Raw genomic sequence first — 17,678 nt, forward strand, 5'->3', positions numbered from 1 at the left:
TAATGAAGTGTTTGTCGTCCTTGACAATATACCCACTGTTGTTAATTAAGCTTTAGGCAGAGTAATGACAAACCGTGTCATCTGACCCAGCTCGCTATTTACATTTAGCTCACCATTATACTCTTCTACTTGCGCTTTGATGATATCAAGACCGACGCCGCGGCCGCCATCTTCGTCTGCGCGTTCTTTGGTAGAGAAGCCTGAAGAAAACAAATGTGTTAGTAGCTCACTTTGGCTAAGCTGGCTCGCCTCTTCAACACTAAAGCGGCCGTCTGTGCTCAGTTTAGTACGAATACGCTCGTAGTCGATGCCTTGACCATCATCTTGTACAGTCAGTATGATACTTGAACCGTTATCTTGTACTTCTAAATCAATCGTTCCTACGGCATTTTTGCCAGTCGCATAACGGACACTTGGTTTCTCGATACCATGTACCACAGCATTACGTAATAGCTGAATACTAATCTCTTTGATCGGCTTTTCCAGCTGTGCTGGTATGGCCACTTGTGTCAAAGTATCACTTTTTAGCTGTACTTGCTTACCTTGTCTAGCGGCGATGTCTTTTGCAAACGCTTGGTAGAAAGACAGTCGATCATCATCTGCTTCACCAGCTATGCTCATGTTATCGACTAAAGGGTTTGATGTCATACCCTCAGTCACAGCAGCTTTTGACACGCCGCTTTTTACAATACTCTCATTCAACACAGCTGACGTTTGAGTGGTAGCAGGTTTAGCACTTGCCGGTGCAGCGCGGTTGATACGTTCACCCAAGGTGGCAATGGTATTTGAGAGACTTAATAAGTCATCTAAATGTACCGCCAATTGCAAGAAATCATTGCCCGATAGCTGACCTTGATTTTGTAGTGCGTGTAGCTTGTCTTCCGCATCTGAAGCAATTTTCGTAAAGCTGTGTAGTTTTAACGCAGATGCTTCCCCTTTCAAGCTATGCATTTCACGATAAATCGCTTTTAGCTTAGCTTCAAGCTCATATTGTGAGCTACCAGGGTTCTTCAAGATATTGTTCATCTTCTCGATATGCATCTGAGTATTGTCAATGAACTCATTGATGATTTTCGGATTTACATTCAAGATCGTTGTTAACATCTCAATCTGCATGTCATTTTGCGAACGCTCTTTTTCTAAACGCTGCTCTAGATAAACGGCATCTGATACGTCATTTACGTTGACCAAAATACGGGCAATGTCTTTATTGTCATAAACACGCGAGAATTTAAAATCCAAGTAGCGATTATTAGTTGCTTTATTGCCAGAGTTGTTGTGTAGCATCACTTTGTGCAAAGGATTGAGTGAATCCACCAACTTTTCTTTGACGCGAGGATTATATAGCTGATCAATAAATTGCTGTGTGGTTTTCAAATCTTTATCAGAGATACGACCACGTAAGACATTGGTGAAGTTCTCCCCTGCCAATCTGTCCTCACCGATAATATCATTCAGTGCTCGAGAATGCTGCTGACCAATATTTAAGTCTTTATCAAGCAAGAATAGACCTGTATTTACCGTTTGCATAATTTCTTGTGTTTCACGGCGAGCTGCTAGAGCCTCTGCATCTGTCTCACGCAAACGACGTACAAAGAAGAATACGAAGATCAAGAAGTACGCAAAGATCGCAAAAACACCAATTGCCTGAATCAGACGAATCGTAGACGCTTCACGCTCTGCCGTGTTAAACACGTCATCAGTAAGGTTATCTAATGAATCGTTAATCAATAGACTTGATGTTTTTGCCTGCTCAACCGCCTGAGTCAACTCATCGGCAGAAGGAACCATAACATTATCAGCATCTTTGAGATATGCCTGAATTTTAGGTTCTAGCGCTTTCCACTGCTCATTAGCTGTGGCCATATTTGCTTGTGCATCACTATCAAGCCTCGGTAGATCGTAACTTCTGCCTTCGGTATCAGTAATCGTGCCACCTTGCTCAATAGCAGCAATAGAGCTGGTAATTTCCGCAGTATTTTGCTCTAAACGCTCTAGTACTCGTTGTATGTGAGGGGAATTGGTATCCTCACCATAACTCGCATCTAAGTCGAATAGGTCTTTAATCACCGCCTGCGCGTTGTTAGCAACTTTGTTGGTTTGATCAATTAGAGCCGTGTTTCTTTCTAATAGACTTGAAGTATAAAACGTAAATGCTAACAAGGCACCAATTAGAGATAGGAATAGTGCAATTGAAATAATTAGACCTTGATAGCGCTTATTATCAATATTATGCGAGGTTGCCATCTTCAGAATTCCTTAGTTCAATTGCGTAGTAGTAGTGTCAGCAGCGCTCTTCTCGGTAGAGGTGTCTCCGCCCAACCAGCGCGCCTCAATCTCTTTAAATGTGCCTTTCGCTTCGAGCTTGGCAATACCCTCATTCACTTGATTGATAAGTGTATTATTGCCTTTCGCCATCAATATTACTTGCTGCGCTGATGGATTGTCTTCGCCCTCGTAAGGAACAATAGTGACATCATATTCTGGATGGTTTTTTGCTGTGTATTGCAAAATAGGCAAATCATGCAAAATAGCATCTACCTTGCCTTGTACAAGATCTTCATACAATAAAAAAGCAGTGGTTTTGGTCGTCATTTGATTATAGGTTCCCATTGCTTTGAGCTGGTCTTCCTGCTTTGATCCTTCCATAGCCGCTACATTCATACCCTGCAAACTTTCTATGCCGTTGATGGTCATATTACTTTTTGCATACATAATAGAAGATGGATTAAAAAAGTAAGGGGTAGATAAACCATATTTTTCGGCACGGTCATCTTTATAAGAAATACCTGAAATGGCTAAATCGCGACCACCTGACGCCACAGTATCAAACATATTCTGCCAAGTCTCTTTGTAAAACTCGACTTTGAAGCCTTGTTCTTCACCAATAGCACGAATGGAGTCAATATCAATACCCTGCATGTTGCCATAATCATCTTGGAACGAAAACGGAGGCATCGTGCCTGTTGTCGCCACTTTTAAAGTTGGTGCGGTATCAGGCAATTTGCTGACAAAACTGTCTTTAGTTTCTGCAGCTGGTGTGCCCGTTGCGTTAGCGTTTTCTTGAGTGGCAGAGTTACCGCAGCCAAATAGGCCCACACTCAATACCATTGGTAACACTCGATATAACTGCATCATAATCTACCCTTTAAGCTTAACGTTGTTCCAAAATCCATTGGATAATAATTTAGTGAGGTGAAGTAATATCTTCACAACATTTAATTACAGAAAGTTACGTTGGATAATACTTATCTAATTTAACTATTGCAATAATTATGTTTAGTTTTTACAAAAAATTTGTATAGTCAAAATAAAGCACTAGACATAAAAAAGGCATTGATACAGGGAGAGAGAGTATCAATGCCTTTTCAATGTAGGGCAAAAAAGTGCAGCTTAGAATTTATTCAGCATCATCAAGATTTAAATTACGGTCTATCTGCCAAATTAAAAAGGTACCAAGGCTCATCAGGGCAAACATAGCAATACCAATTTTGAGGACGGGGTTGACCGGAAACAGATTTAACAACAAGCCACCGAATATACCGACCGAAAACATGAGCGAACCTTGCAGCGCACTTGCCATACCAGCACGGCGTTTTTGAAAGGCGAGCGCAATGGCAGAGGCATTCGGCTGGGTCAGACCCAAACCTGCAATACAAAAGAAAATACAGGCAAGCACCAATGGCAGCCAAGCATCAGTCCCCAAAAATAAACCTATAAAAAACAACACGCCTGCCGAAATAACCTGCATCATCGCCCCAAAGCGTAGAATACTTAAAATACGAAAGCGATTGGTAAGCCATTGGTTCAGCTGGGTCAGACCCACGAAGCCCGCTGCATTCATTCCAAACAACCAGCCAAAGTGTGTCGCTGATACGCCATAAGTGTCCATAATCAACTCAGAGGCTGAGCTGATATAAACAAACATCGCGCCCATCAGCAGACCGCCCCCAATCGCTGGATAATTAAAAGTGGGATCTTTTAATAGCTCCCAGTACTGGCTTAAGACTTCTTTGGCAGGACGCACATTACGATTTTCTTCAGTCAATGTTTCAAAAAAGAAAAACTTAGTGAGCAACAAATTAAGCGTACCAAAGGCTGCCAAAAACCAAAAAATCGAATGCCAGCTAAAAAATTGTAAAAATATCGCACCAAGCGAGGGGGCCAATATAGGAGCCAAACCCATAACCAAAATCATGATAGAAAAGGCTTTGGCCGTTTGTTTGGCAGTCAGACGATCACGAATCGCAGCCCGAGTCACCACTGCCCCCACACACGCGCCAAGTGCTTGCATGGTACGCCCAACAAACAATACATATTCATTATTAGTGGTGGCACAAATAATGGAAGCGATAACATAGAGCGTCATACCGATATATAAAGGCTTCACTCGACCAACGCGATCACTAAATGGCCCATAAAACAGCTGACCAAATACCAAGCCCAAAAAGTACGCTGGCACAGAGTTCGCCATAAACGCAGTTGATACCCCAAAATCATCTGCCATAGATGGCAACGCTGGCAGATACATATCGATAGATAATGGCCCTACCGCCACAATAAGCCCAAGCATCATAATCCATGCAACAGGCAAATCGGCCGAGCGCACTCGCTCAGAAGCGATGGGTTTATTGGGTAGGGAAGATTTTGGAGCAGACATATTTAGACCATTTTATATAGTAGACTTCTTGCAAAAGCATCATTTTATTGACTGCTACAAACAGCGCTTTAAAGACTAGCGACGACTTATTACAAGAAGTCTAGTGACTGTTATTTTATTATTCTTGCTTGTTTTATTTTTGGCATTTATTCAACGTTGAAAAACGCCTCTCTGATAATAGCGTATGTTGGCATGCATTTGTGCTGGCGGACAGTGTTATATCGTAATACCTGCCTGCATTTCAAGAGATGTATGACAGTAATAAAACAAACCCCAACAACCAGACACAATCACCTAAAGTCTCAAAATATAGTCCATCCAAAAAAATATCTTAAATAGCTCAATCTTTTGTAATAGCATTCACTTTTTTTAAAGTGAATCGACTATACACTTAAACACGTTAAACAAACATTTTTTAACAAAAAGTCGATTAGCCGAATTGACGCTTGGCAAACGCTGTACTGGCTTGTTTGGCTTTTCTGAGCGCCAGCTTACGATTGCGACCAAGCATCATTTTAATCTGCCATAATTTTTCTTTATATAGCGTTGTCGCAGGCTGCTGATACATGGCGTTAATCACACGTTTACTCGCCAACACAGCATCAGGAGAACGCTCGGCAAATTCGGCAGCCAGTTGCTGTGCCTGTTCGAGTGGCGTCTCACTACAATGACTGATTAGACCCAGCTCATGGCCTTTATTGGCATCAATAATACGAGCGCTCATTGCCAGCTCTTTTAAGATATCCTCTCGTACAACCCCAAACGCTGATTGGGTCAAACCCATATCCGGTACCAAGCCCCACTTGGCCTCCATAATAGATAACTTGCAATCAGGGTGGCTAATTCGCACATCACAAGCGAGTGCCAATTGGAGACCTGCCCCAATACAATAACCTTCTAAAACCGCAATAACAGGGACAGGCACATCACGCCACACAAGACAAACGCGTTGAAAAGCACTCTGCCAAGGCTTTATAAGCTCCCAAAGGGCAAACGCTTGATTTTTTGGATGGTTTAAATCACCCAAGTCGATGCCCGCACAAAACGTCTTTTCTGCGCCATTTAAAATGACTGCTCGTATGGTTTTGTCTTTGCTAACGCGACCAGCCACGGCAATCAGCTCATTGATGACCTGAAAACTCATGGCATTTTTTTTATGAGGACGGTTTAAGGTAACCGTTAAGATAGTATCGGTGATACTAACTTGTAGGGTTTCATACTGGTAAGTGGCAACTGTGTTCATAACCATCCTTATGAGAGAATAAATATATAGTCGAAGTCGTAACGACTTATAGGTACGTTAACTATAGCGTTGATAGTCGCAATATTAACAGGCTTACCTCTGTTCTACTTCAGCAACAACTGACTGCCACGGCATTCTCTACAAGATTGCTAACAACTATTTTTTTCAATTTATATCATTTTCCACGTCATATCATTTTCACTTAAGCGGTGATAATTGAGCTGAGGATAGAAAGACAAATCTAGCATTTGTAAGTTATTTAACGCTATTAATAATGCCTCATAGTAAGGTTCAAGCATCGCAAACTGTGCCGGTGTGGTGTGCTGGACATTCAATAAGCATTTATCTTCTAAATCTTGGCTGGCTTGACGTAATTGCGGCACACCAGTGTAACGACTGCCGCCCAATATACGATGGGAGATTTGTGCCAACATATAACGATCTCGTGTTTCCCACGCTTGCGTCAATGCATGCTTTTCATTGTCAATGGTATCAAGCATCATAATGATAAGTTTGGCTGCCAGATCCGGTTTATTCGCGGAGCGAGTGAGCGCGTCTTGCCAATCTAAAATATCTAGAGTATTACTATAACTAACACTTAAATGATTGCGACTAAGCTGGGTTGCGCCGCTTGCCTCTGCTGTAAGCTCATCATGAGAGCTGTCCACAGAGTTTTTAGGCGGATGCAATAGTGACGATGACCCCTGTTTTTGCAAGCGTAGACTTTCATAGCGCGGCTGAGTATTGCGCGGCGTTTCTCGTCTATAGTCCTCACGAGGCTGGCTATCACGCAAGTAATCATCCCGAATTTTTTTCAGTGATAAAGGTCGAGTAGTTTTTGGCTGATTGGTTATATCAGAGGCGCTGGTGCGATTACTCTCATTATTTTTAACCATAGGATACGCAATGACGGTAGAGTCTGAAGGCCAAGTTGAATAGTTTTCAGCGTCGCTATTTTGCAATACCGTGGTTGATAAATCGTTCAAGTCAATCGCTTGCGGATCAGTGCTGTGTAGAGTGGAGTCAGGTAGCGCCAACTGTGCTGTGGTCGTTGTGCGACCAAGCCATTTTTGTAGCACTTGCAATAACTGAGGCTGGCTAATGGGCTTACCCACATAGTCATTGATACCACTAGCGATAAGCTTGTCACGCTCGTCAGCCAAACCATGCGCAGTCAAAGCAATGATAGGTATGCGGCTGTCATCGTTCTCAATGTTGCGGATTTGGCGTGCCGCTTCATGACCTGACATACGTGGCATTTGAATATCCATAAATATTAAATCAATATTATTTTTATCCTGAGTCGCGCCTTTGTCATCCACGCTCGCTTCTTCATAAAGCGTACTATTTGCTTTTTTACTGACCTCATCACGGGTTTCAGCTTTAGAAAGTTGGGTTTTATTTGAGAGACTTTGTTTGTCGTTTTTAGTGGTTTTGAGGTTTTTGGTTTGTTGTTTGCTGATAATCTCTATGGCATCAAAACCACTACTCGCTGTAATCACCTGAATCCCAAGCTCGCTCAGCAACGCATCAAGCACCAGTAGATTGGGTAGATGGTCATCTACTGCTAGTACAGTCACTCCTTTCCAACGAGGTTCTTGCATGCTCTTTGGAATGCTGCGATTTTGGGTATCCAGCATGGCGTAGAGCTGTCTTTTGTCTAGTGGCTCATACAGTATATTGGCATGATAACGATTCAATAGTGCTTGGTCAGCGGCTACTTGATAGCCAAACACCGCAAGCTTGCCTTGATAATGGAGACGAATCTGTTTGAGTAGCGCCATCATGTCGTCTTGCGTATCATCGTCAACGATGACCCAATCCCAATAGTTGCCATGCTCTTTTAGTGACTCAAGCACTCCGGGCAGTGAGTTGGCTTGGGTCAGTTTAATCGGTAAATACTGTAAGCTGGCTTTGAGCACTTGGATAGACGCGGTGTGATTGATCCACACCAAAACATTGAATTCATCGGTAGCACTCGCCAGTGGCGCTAACACTGGCAGATCAATGGTTTGACCAGTGTCGGCTTCTAACACATCAACGTGCGCTGGCATACGAAACCAAAAAGTCGCGCCTTGATTGGCAATGTTTTCTTGAGCATTGTCATGAAAGCCAATATCGCCGCCCATCAACCGCGTCAATTGCTTAGAGATGACCAGACCCAATCCTGTACCACCGTATTGACGAGTGATTGAGGGGTCGCCTTGGCTAAAGCTTTGGAACAGCATTTTTTGATCCGCTAAAGAGATCCCTTTGCCGCTGTCTTGCACACTAATCATCAAGTAATTGTCTCGGTGATCGTCCAAGCTGACGCGCACCACCACATCCCCACTATCAGTAAACTTAATCGCATTACCGACAATATTGGTCAATACTTGTTTGAGACGTAGCGCATCGCCATTGATGCGCATTGGCACATCGTTGTAAAACAATACTGCCATGCGTAGGCCTTTTTCAGCCGACACCGGTGAGAGCATATCGACCACATCATAAATGGTGTCATAAAGGTCAAACTCATGGCGATCAAGTACCAGTTTACCCGCCTCAATCTTAGAAAAATCCAAGACATCATTTACCAAAGCAAGCAAATGGGCAGAGGACTTGCGGATAGTCTGTACGTACAAGTCCTGTTCAGGATTCAACTCTCCATGGCGTGCCAGCAAATTAATAAAGCCATCAATACTGTTGAGCGGTGTGCGCAGTTCGTGACTGATATTGGCCAAAAACGCAGATTTGGCTTGGCTGGTGGAGATGGCGGCATCACGCGCATTACGAATAGAGATGTTTTGCATTTCCATCTCGTCAAACGCAAGGCGCAAATCATCTTCCGTTTGTTCGGCATGATCCTTAAGTTCTTGAAAACTTCTGTGCAGACGACGTAACGTTTTGACCAAGTCTTGCTGCAATAAATTCAGTTCACCATCCGACTCAACGGGAATGGGCTGATACAGATTGTCGACATGGGTACGTTGCAGCTGCAAACGTAGCTCATAGATTGGGGCTATCCAGCGTTTTGAATAAATATTCAAGCTCAGTAATAAAATCAAAATAGTGAACAAACCCGTAATCACCAGTGCCATGGCAATACGATAACGCGCAATGTAGAGTGGCTCGTTGTCCATATCGACGAGCAGCCACAGCTTTTGTCCTGCATATTCTCCTAGCACACTGCCATAGGCAGTACCAATAGGGGTTGGTTTTTGTGATAAAAAGTCTTCTTCTACATTTATTAAAGGCCATGCTTCACTCAGTCCATAGCCTACTGTTGCCAGTATTTGATTGTCCTCGTTAATGATTGCGATACGCTGTACATGTTGCTCAGACTGCATACGACCTAGCTTATCTTGCACACTTTTCAGCTCAGTTATTTCTACTGTCGGTGTATCATCTGCATTCACTTCACTGTCAGCTGGCTGACTCGCTTGCTCTAATAACTCAGGAATCAGCTCAGCAATTTCGGGAGCATAACGAATGAGCACCGCTTCGGCCAGCACCTCTTGCTCTGAATTGCTAGCGCGCATGGTTTCGTAAAAAACCAAAATACCGCCGACCGCTGCCAACACACAAATGGGCAAAAACACCAATATGATGAGCTGACCGTATGCACTACTGGTATCAAAACGTTTTTTGTGTGCCATGCTAGCGTTACTCTCTACTGGGGTTTGTGCTAGGTATAAATAACAGTGACAAGCTGCTAGTCATCGTTAAACTCTATCTATTTTGGGTATTTTAACAGCATTTATACGCATAGAGGTCATCATCACCGATCATTACTAATAAATGAATTGCTAACAAATGAGATGACTCGAACGCATGTCAATTGTCTGGCCATGTTTAGATACCTCTCATTTACCAAAATTTCTGCATGCCCTCAGCGTAGCCAAAAACAAAATGATATAATGACGCAACCTCTTACTTGTCACCAGTTTTTGTAAAAACCGTCAGCTTATGTTGATATAGTCTATTCACAGTATAAAAATAATGCGAAAAACATATTACTGCTATAAAGCCGTTATTTAGAAATCAAAACTCTATTTAAAAAATACGCCTTTACCCGACAATCAATTTTGGAAACCCATAAGGATACCCTATGTCCGCTACGGCCATGTCAAACGCCAACTTTATCACTCAAGTCACGACCCTTGCTGATTGCGTCGGTCAAACGCCATTGGTCAGATTACAGCGCCTACCTGAACAAGCCCACGTTACCAATGGTGCGGCATTATTGGCCAAACTTGAAGGTAATAATCCAGCTGGCTCTGTCAAAGACCGTCCTGCCTTTAATATGATTTATCAAGCAGAACAACGCGGTGATATCAAACCTGGTGACATGTTAATCGAAGCCACCAGCGGCAATACGGGCATTGCTTTAGCCATGGTAGCAGCCATGCGTGGCTATCCAATCACATTACTGATGCCAACCAACTCAACCCAAGAACGCAAAGATGCGATGATTGCTTATGGTGCCACGCTAATTGACGTAGATGAAGGCATGGAAGTGGCACGTGATTTGGCTTTACAAATGCAGGCGAATGGTAAAGGCATCGTTTTAGATCAATTTAACAACCCAGACAACAGCAAAGCCCATTACCTGACCACAGGCCCTGAGCTATGGGCACAAACTGACGGTAAAATTACGCATTTTATAAGCTCCATGGGTACTACGGGTACTATCACGGGTGTTTCACGATACTTAAAAGAACAAAATCCAGACATCAAAATTATCGGGCTTCAGCCTGACGAGGATGCCTCTATTGCTGGTATCCGTCGCTGGCCTGCCGCCTATATGCCAGGCATCTTTGATGCAGATTTGGTCGATGAAATCATGGATATCGATCAGCACATTGCAGAAATTTATATGCGCAAACTGGCCAAAACCGAAGGTATCTTTGCGGGTGTGTCTTCAGGCGCAGCGGCATGGGCAGCACTGCAAGTGGCTAAAGAAAACCCTAATGCCGTTATCGCTTTTATTGTTTGCGATCGTGGCGATCGTTACTTATCGACAGGTCTCTATAGTATTGATGACAGCAATGTTGATGATAGCGTAGACGAAGCAGCACCGTCATTTCATAAAAAGTAATGTTAATCTCAGAAATTAAAGTAGCAAGAAAAACGAGTGCAAGTACTACACATGGTAGGCTAAGCGAGTTTGACGCAGCTAATCGTTATTTTCTGAGTTTGGTATAAGATTTTAAACAGTCAGGACTACCTATGCCACAAGCTCTACCATCCGACCCTATCTTAGTCTTTGATATTGAGACCGTCGCTGATATTGATGCAGCTCGCCGTATTTATCCGCAATTGGCGGATCTAAATGATACGGATGCATTAAGTGCATTGACTGCGATACGCACACAAGAGGCTGGACACGATTTTATGCGCTTGCCATTACAGCGCATCGTCTGTATTTCTGCCCTTTATATCAAAGATGGCAAATTATCGTTATTTTCGTTGACAGCAGATAAGTTTGACGAAAAAGACATTATTGCCAAGTTTTTTCGAGCATTTAGTGATCTTGAAAAGCTGCCACAGCTCATCAGCTGGAATGGCTCAGGTTTTGATATTCCGGTGCTCATATATCGTGCCATGCAGTATGATTTGTCCGCACCGTGGTTGTTTGAAGAAGGCGCGCGCATCAAAAACATGCGCTTTGATAATTATGTCAATCGCTTCCACACGCGCCATCTTGATTTGATGGACAGATTTAGCCAATACGGTGCCAGTCGCCGCGAAGCGATGGATGTGGTTGCAAGTTTATATGGCCTACCGGGCAAAACAGATGTCGATGGCAGTATGGTTGGCGATCTCGTTAGCAATGGCGACTGGCAGACGCTATCGATATATTGTGAGTCTGATGTCATGAATACTTGGCTGATCTATTTGCGCTGGTTGCGTTTGACGGGAGAGCTGTCTTCCACAGATTTTGATGCTTGGCAACAGCAGAGCTATGATTATCTGGCAAAGTATACCCAAGCAGATGGCAGTCCACGCCATCAAGAATTCATTGCAGATTGGTCGTCTGCACCCAAATCATAAAACACCGTATTACCAATAATGGCTGTTACCCTTATTACCCTATTTTTAGTTATTTATCATTTATTATTAAGGCAGGTTTATGCAACCCACCGATTCAAAAACATCACCAACACTTGATTCCACGCAAGATGCCGTGCAAAAAGCCAACGATACTCAAGCCATTGTTATTCCACCTAATAAGAAAAAATCCAAACCCTCACCAAAGACGCGTCGTCGTCTAAAAGATGCAGAGCCGATTCCGTTTAATATTGATGGCTTATCGCACGATGGTCGCGGCGTTGCCATCTATGGCAATGGCTTTGGTATTGACGATGGCCACGCTGAAGACAAGCATGGCAAAAAAATCTTTGTCAGTTTTGCCCTACCGGGTGAAAGTGCACTAGTTAAAATCACCAATAGCCGTGCGAGCTTTGAAGAAGGCGATGCCATTAGCATCACTGCCAACCCTAACCCTGAACGCGCCGTACCACCCTGCCCGCATTTCGGTGTTTGCGGTGGTTGTAATTTGCAGCACTGGGAGCCTGCAGGACAAATCAACTTCAAACAATCTGTACTGGCTGAAATGCTTATGCATCAAGCCAATGTAGCACCAGATCATTGGCTTGAGCCGGTAGTTGGCGACCGTTTAGGTTATCGCACTAAAGCTCGATTGGGCGTCCGTTATGTCGTCAAAAAAGAAACGGCGTTGGTCGGTTTTCGTGAGCGCTCAAGCAATTTTTTAGCCGAGCTAAACGAGTGTCATATCTTAGACCCACGGATTGGTTTTGAGATTGAAAACTTAAAAACGCTGATTAGCACATTAGAGAGCCGTGACAAGATTGCCCAGCTTGAATTGGCCATGGGTGAGCAAATACCTGAACTGCCCGATGGTAATCAACCTGTTGCTCTTATTGTGCGCAACTTGGAACCGTTGTCAGATGCTGATATCGATAAGCTAAAAGTATTTTTTGCTGCCCGCAATTGGCAACTATATTTACAGTCTAAGGGCGTTGATAGCATTCAGCGTATTGCCTTAACAGATGATGATGACATGAGCCAGCAGTTTGGACGCTTGTATTATCAATTGCCAGAGTATGATCTCACTTTTGAGTTTATCCCTACTGACTTTACGCAAGTCAACTTGTCTGTAAACCGTCAAATGACCAAACTTGCTTGTGACTTGTTAGACTTAAAAGCAGGTGAACGCGTACTGGATCTGTTTAGTGGACTGGGCAATTTTAGCTTGCCGTTAGCGCGCTTGGTTGGTGAAACAGGCTCGGTTATTGGTGTTGAAGGTAGTGAAGCCATGACCGCACGCGCCGCTGATAATGCACGTCGCAATGGCATAAACAATACTGAATTTTATAGCCAAGACTTGACGCAAGACTGCACTGACAAACCTTGGGCCAATCAAGGCTTTGATGCGCTATTGATTGACCCACCGCGTTCTGGTGCGTGGGAAATTATGCAGTATTTGCCTAAATTCAATGCCGAGCGCATCGTTTATGTGTCGTGCAATCCTGCAACACTTGCCCGCGATACAAAAGCATTGTTAGAGCAAGGCTATCGTTTGACTCATGCGGGCGTGATGGATATGTTTTGCCATACGGGTCATGTTGAGTCAATTGCTCGTTTTGAGAAAATAGCCATTTAATTTTTTCTTTGTCAAACGAGCCATTTAAAATAAAAAATAGCCGTATTTATAGTCATTGATGCTTACTGAAAATTTCGATTAAGCGCTACTAATAAATAACGGCTATTTATTCTGACTAACGACAGACATTACAGAGCCTCGCTTGATTTGTCCCCTCAAAATGAGATAATAATGAACAATCTTCCTATATTTGTTCAATCAAAACATAGTGAATGTTTACACTTATAACTTTACATATTGTATACGCATTTTATAGCTGCCAAAAATAGACATTTTTAGCAGTTGTATTGGTTTATAACTGACACTTTAAGAGTCATCAATTCAAAGTGTGTACATATCAGATAGGGTTATAATCAACTCATAATAGCTAAGAGGAGTCGGCTATGGTAAAAATTCGTGAAGGATTACCGCTAGTGGATGGACAGACCACGCAAGCCGATAGTGCAGCACTTGCGGCGCAACTAGTAGCGAGCCAACGCTCTCATCAGTCTGCCAACAGCTATGCCCAAATCCCACTCGATATCAAATACCAGCTGTCCACCCACAAGCTACACACCACTTTTGATCGCTCAGCGTTGCATGCTTTTCACAGTCATGACCCAAAGCTTGAGAACGAATATTCTGACAACCCGCTTCTAGACGAAAACCATACTCTCTCTCAAAACGAGCTTGAAGAAGTTGATTTAGATCAAGTGAATATTGATATTCCCACTTGGTTAGACAATGTAGCCAAGCGTATCGGGCAAGACTCCGTACCTGACCTATGTACTGCTTGTGAATTTATTCGTAGTCATATGAATACCAGCGAGTCTGAGCGTTCAGGCGCTTATGTGACTGGTATTGGCATGACTGATATCTTAACCTATCTTTATCAAGATGAAGATGCTCTTGTCGCGGCAATGTTATATCGCAGCGCGCGCAAGTCAATCATAAGCCTCGCCGAGATAGAAAAAAACTTCAGTACAGAAATCTCGACCCTTGTCAAAGACACGTTGGCCATGGGTAAGCTGTCTGAGATTATTGAAAGTAACAAGCGACTAGAAGATCATTTCGTCAATAATCAACGTGACCAGCTATCCAATATTTATAGCATGCTCATCTCTGTCACCAATGATGTCCGCGTGGTGCTTATTAAACTTGCTGAGCGCACCTTTGCCATGCGCGAACTGACCTTCTCAAATCAAGAACGTCGAACTCGTGTCGCACGTGAGGTCATGACTATTTATGCTCCATTGGCTCACCGACTCGGTATCGCTCAACTGAAGTGGGAACTAGAAGACTTGGCGTTTCGTTATCTAGCGCCTGAGCGCTACAAAGAGATTGCCAAACTGCTATCTGAAAAACGCAGCGAACGTGAGTCTTATATTCAGCGTGTGCAAGACAAGCTCAATGAAGCACTGTCAGCAGCTGGTATCGAAGCTGAACTTTCTGGACGCGTCAAGCATATCTATTCTATCTACCGAAAAATGAAACTCAAAGGCTTATCCTTCGATCAGCTTTATGATATTCGTGCGCTGCGGGTCTTGGTCACCAACCCTTCAGATTGTTATCATGTGCTAGGATTGGTACACGGTTTGTGGCGTTATATTCCTGAGCAATTTGATGATTATCTCACCAACCCTAAGTCCAATGGTTACCGCTCACTACATACGGCGGTGATTGCTGAGAACAAATCGCTTGAAGTACAGATTCGTACTCATGAAATGCACTTTGAGGCCGAGCTTGGCATGTGCGCGCATGTCAATTATAAAGAGGGTCTGAAAAACAAAAAAGACAACTACCTTAATCAAAGAATCAGTTCTCTACGTCAGCTGTTGTCTATTAATAATGAAACACGCAATCAGCCGCGCTCCTCTTTATTGACAGGCGAAGACATAGATGAGATGGGCTTTGATGAAGAAGAACAACTCGTTGATTTTGATGAGCTCGAACGCATTTATATCTTTAGTCGTGATGGTGATATTACCGAACTGCCAAAAGGCGCGACCGTCCTTGATTTTGCTTACTATGTACACACACAAGTGGGTAACCGTGCGCAGGCTGCTCGAGTCAATCAACGCTACGTGCCATTGACTTATCAGCTCAAAACGGGTGAACAGGTCGAAATTATCACCAAGGCCTCACGTGAGCCCAACCGTGATTGGCTGGTCGCTTCACTTGGTTATATTCATACCAATCGCGCCCGCTCAAAACTGCGGCAATGGTTTAACAAACAAGATCGCGATAAGAACATTGAGATTGGCCGTCAAATGCTCAGCAAAGAACTTGAGCGTTTATCTGTACATCCAAATAGCATCGATTTAAATGACTATATTCAGCATTTTCACGTCAATACTACCGATGACATTATCGTTGGATTGGTGACAGGCGACATTGGCCTAAATCAGCTAACCAGCCATATTTCTCGCCAGTTACATTTAGAGCCCGAAACCGCACCAGAGGATTTTGTACCGAGCGTAGACACCAGAGATGCAGGCAAGCTTGATGCTTATAAAATTCGTATTGATGGGTTGGATAATATCGAAATCAACTTGGCTGGCTGCTGCCATCCTGTACACGGTGAGCCGATAGCTGGCTATATTACCCTGTCACGAGGTGTCAGTGTGCACAACCGTGGTTGCCCTGAGTATTCACGCCTGATCGAACGCGATCCTGAACGCGCAATAGAAGCGGCTTGGCGGGTTCAATCTGGTCGTTATCAACCAGTTGACATTCACGTAGAGGCCTATGACAGACGTGGGCTATTGCGTGATTTGACACAGATCATCGACAAAGAAAACGTCAATATTCGTCAAGTCCAAACGCTGAGTAATGACGATAATATTGCCTTCTTGAAATTTCATATTGAAGTCTCAGGCTTGGCACATTTATCCAAACTGTTGGCCAAACTGGAGCAGCAGCATGGTATCTTACATGCTCGGCGCGCTGTTGCTTAATGTAAAAATAAGCTTATACACCTTCCTTTAATCAAAGAGTTACCCTAAAAACACTATGCCCGAACTGCCCGAAGTAGAAACAACTAAGACCAGCCTCTCACCATTATTGGGGCAACAAGTCGTTGATCTAAAAGTATTTCAGCCGAAGCTACGCTGGTCGATGCCCGATGACTTAGATAAACTAGTCAATCACACATTAGCTAGCGTCGAACGTCGAGCGAAATATTTAATACTAAATTTTTTGCCAGTAGCGCCTAATAATGTAGATACTGCTAACCAAGCTGACACATTGGTGTCACGTCAGCTACTAATTCATCTCGGGATGTCAGGTAGCTTACAGCAGCACAGTTACGGTACTGAGAAACGCAAACATGATCATTTAGTGATCGTTTTTAACGATGCAGATAATACAAAATACCAGTTACACTATCATGACCCAAGACGTTTTGGCTCAGTTTTATGGTATCAGGATTATAGTGCCAAGCTATTAGATCATCTCGGTCCTGAGCCACTGTCAGATCAATTTACTGCTGACTATTTGTACCATTTGATCCAGCGTACAAACCTAGCGGATAAACACAAATCTAATAAAAGTACTATCGATAAAGTAGGCAATAAAGCCAAATCACCTAGATCTCCTAAATCACAACAGCCTATCACCCGCCCTATCAAATCAATCATTATGGAACAACAGGTTGTGGTTGGCGTTGGCAATATCTATGCAACGGAAAGTTTATATCTGTCAGGCATACATCCTGCTACCCCTGCTCACCAACTGTCCTATGAACAGATTGCTATTTTGGTTGGTCATATCAAAGTTATCTTACAAAAAGCAATAGAGCTTGGTGGGTCGACATTACGAGACTTCACAGTGGCCAGTGGCCAAACTGGTTACTTCCAACATACGTTAAACGTTTACGGTAGGCAGGGTGAAGCATGTATACATTGTGAAACAACGCTCGAAAATATCAAACTTAATGGCCGAGCCAGCGTTTACTGTCCACATTGCCAGCCTATTACCTAAAAATCTTCTTATAGGCAATTTAAAATAAAATCGAAACATTAGGGTGTGTCATAGTCAGCTATCTTATATTTTGGGGCTGTAGTAGATAAGCACCATGCTAGACTACTAAAATGAAGATAACCCGTTGTAAATTAAGTAAAAAAGAG

The 17,678-nt window shown here is 43.2% G+C and carries 10 protein-coding genes; 5 read left to right on the forward strand and 5 right to left on the reverse strand.

Features of this window, described 5'->3' with window-relative positions:
* Positions 1-45 precede the first annotated feature (45 nt).
* From JMY02_RS11290 to JMY02_RS11310, 5 genes are all read right to left on the reverse strand, one after another.
* Positions 46-2,247 carry an ATP-binding protein gene (locus JMY02_RS11290; protein WP_201598318.1) on the reverse strand — a complete coding sequence of 734 codons (2,202 nt, stop codon included), beginning with the start codon at positions 2,245-2,247 and terminating at the stop codon, positions 46-48.
* A 12-nt stretch (positions 2,248-2,259) separates the two neighbouring features.
* The gene (locus JMY02_RS11295; RefSeq protein WP_201598321.1) at positions 2,260-3,138 is read right to left on the reverse strand and encodes a transporter substrate-binding domain-containing protein; all 879 of its coding nucleotides are present in this window, start codon (positions 3,136-3,138) and stop codon (positions 2,260-2,262) included.
* Between the two features lie 262 nt (positions 3,139-3,400).
* Positions 3,401-4,660 carry a multidrug effflux MFS transporter gene (locus tag JMY02_RS11300; RefSeq protein WP_201598324.1) on the reverse strand — a complete coding sequence of 420 codons (1,260 nt, stop codon included), beginning with the start codon at positions 4,658-4,660 and terminating at the stop codon, positions 3,401-3,403.
* A 430-nt stretch (positions 4,661-5,090) separates the two neighbouring features.
* Positions 5,091-5,903: a crotonase/enoyl-CoA hydratase family protein gene (locus JMY02_RS11305; protein WP_201598327.1), complete on the reverse strand. Its 813-nt coding sequence runs from the start codon at positions 5,901-5,903 to the stop codon at positions 5,091-5,093.
* A 170-nt stretch (positions 5,904-6,073) separates the two neighbouring features.
* On the reverse strand, positions 6,074-9,541 hold the full coding sequence (locus tag JMY02_RS11310; RefSeq protein ID WP_201598328.1) for an ATP-binding protein: 3,468 nt from the start codon (positions 9,539-9,541) through the stop codon (positions 6,074-6,076).
* Positions 9,542-10,008: 467 nt separating this feature from the next.
* Between JMY02_RS11310 and cysM the strand changes: the two genes are divergently transcribed.
* The 5 genes from cysM to mutM all read left to right on the forward strand — a co-directional run bounded on the left by cysM (position 10,009) and on the right by mutM (position 17,532).
* The gene (cysM, locus tag JMY02_RS11315; RefSeq protein WP_201598355.1) at positions 10,009-10,983 is read left to right on the forward strand and encodes a cysteine synthase CysM; all 975 of its coding nucleotides are present in this window, start codon (positions 10,009-10,011) and stop codon (positions 10,981-10,983) included.
* A gap of 131 nt (positions 10,984-11,114) precedes the next feature.
* Complete coding sequence (locus tag JMY02_RS11320; protein ID WP_201598329.1) at positions 11,115-11,939, forward strand: 3'-5' exonuclease; 825 nt, start codon at positions 11,115-11,117, stop codon at positions 11,937-11,939.
* 79 nt (positions 11,940-12,018) lie between these two features.
* Positions 12,019-13,572, forward strand: coding sequence for a 23S rRNA (uracil(1939)-C(5))-methyltransferase RlmD (gene rlmD / locus JMY02_RS11325; protein WP_201598337.1), 1,554 nt, complete (start codon positions 12,019-12,021; stop codon positions 13,570-13,572).
* A 383-nt stretch (positions 13,573-13,955) separates the two neighbouring features.
* Entirely contained in the window at positions 13,956-16,508 is a 2,553-nt protein-coding gene (locus JMY02_RS11330) for a RelA/SpoT family protein (protein ID WP_201598340.1), read from the forward strand.
* A gap of 55 nt (positions 16,509-16,563) precedes the next feature.
* The gene (gene mutM / locus JMY02_RS11335) at positions 16,564-17,532 is read left to right on the forward strand and encodes a bifunctional DNA-formamidopyrimidine glycosylase/DNA-(apurinic or apyrimidinic site) lyase (protein ID WP_201598342.1); all 969 of its coding nucleotides are present in this window, start codon (positions 16,564-16,566) and stop codon (positions 17,530-17,532) included.
* The last annotated feature ends 146 nt before the right edge of the window (positions 17,533-17,678 follow it).

The organism is Psychrobacter vallis (assembly GCF_904846715.1).
In the GTDB taxonomy this organism is placed as follows: Bacteria; Pseudomonadota; Gammaproteobacteria; order Pseudomonadales; family Moraxellaceae; genus Psychrobacter; species Psychrobacter vallis.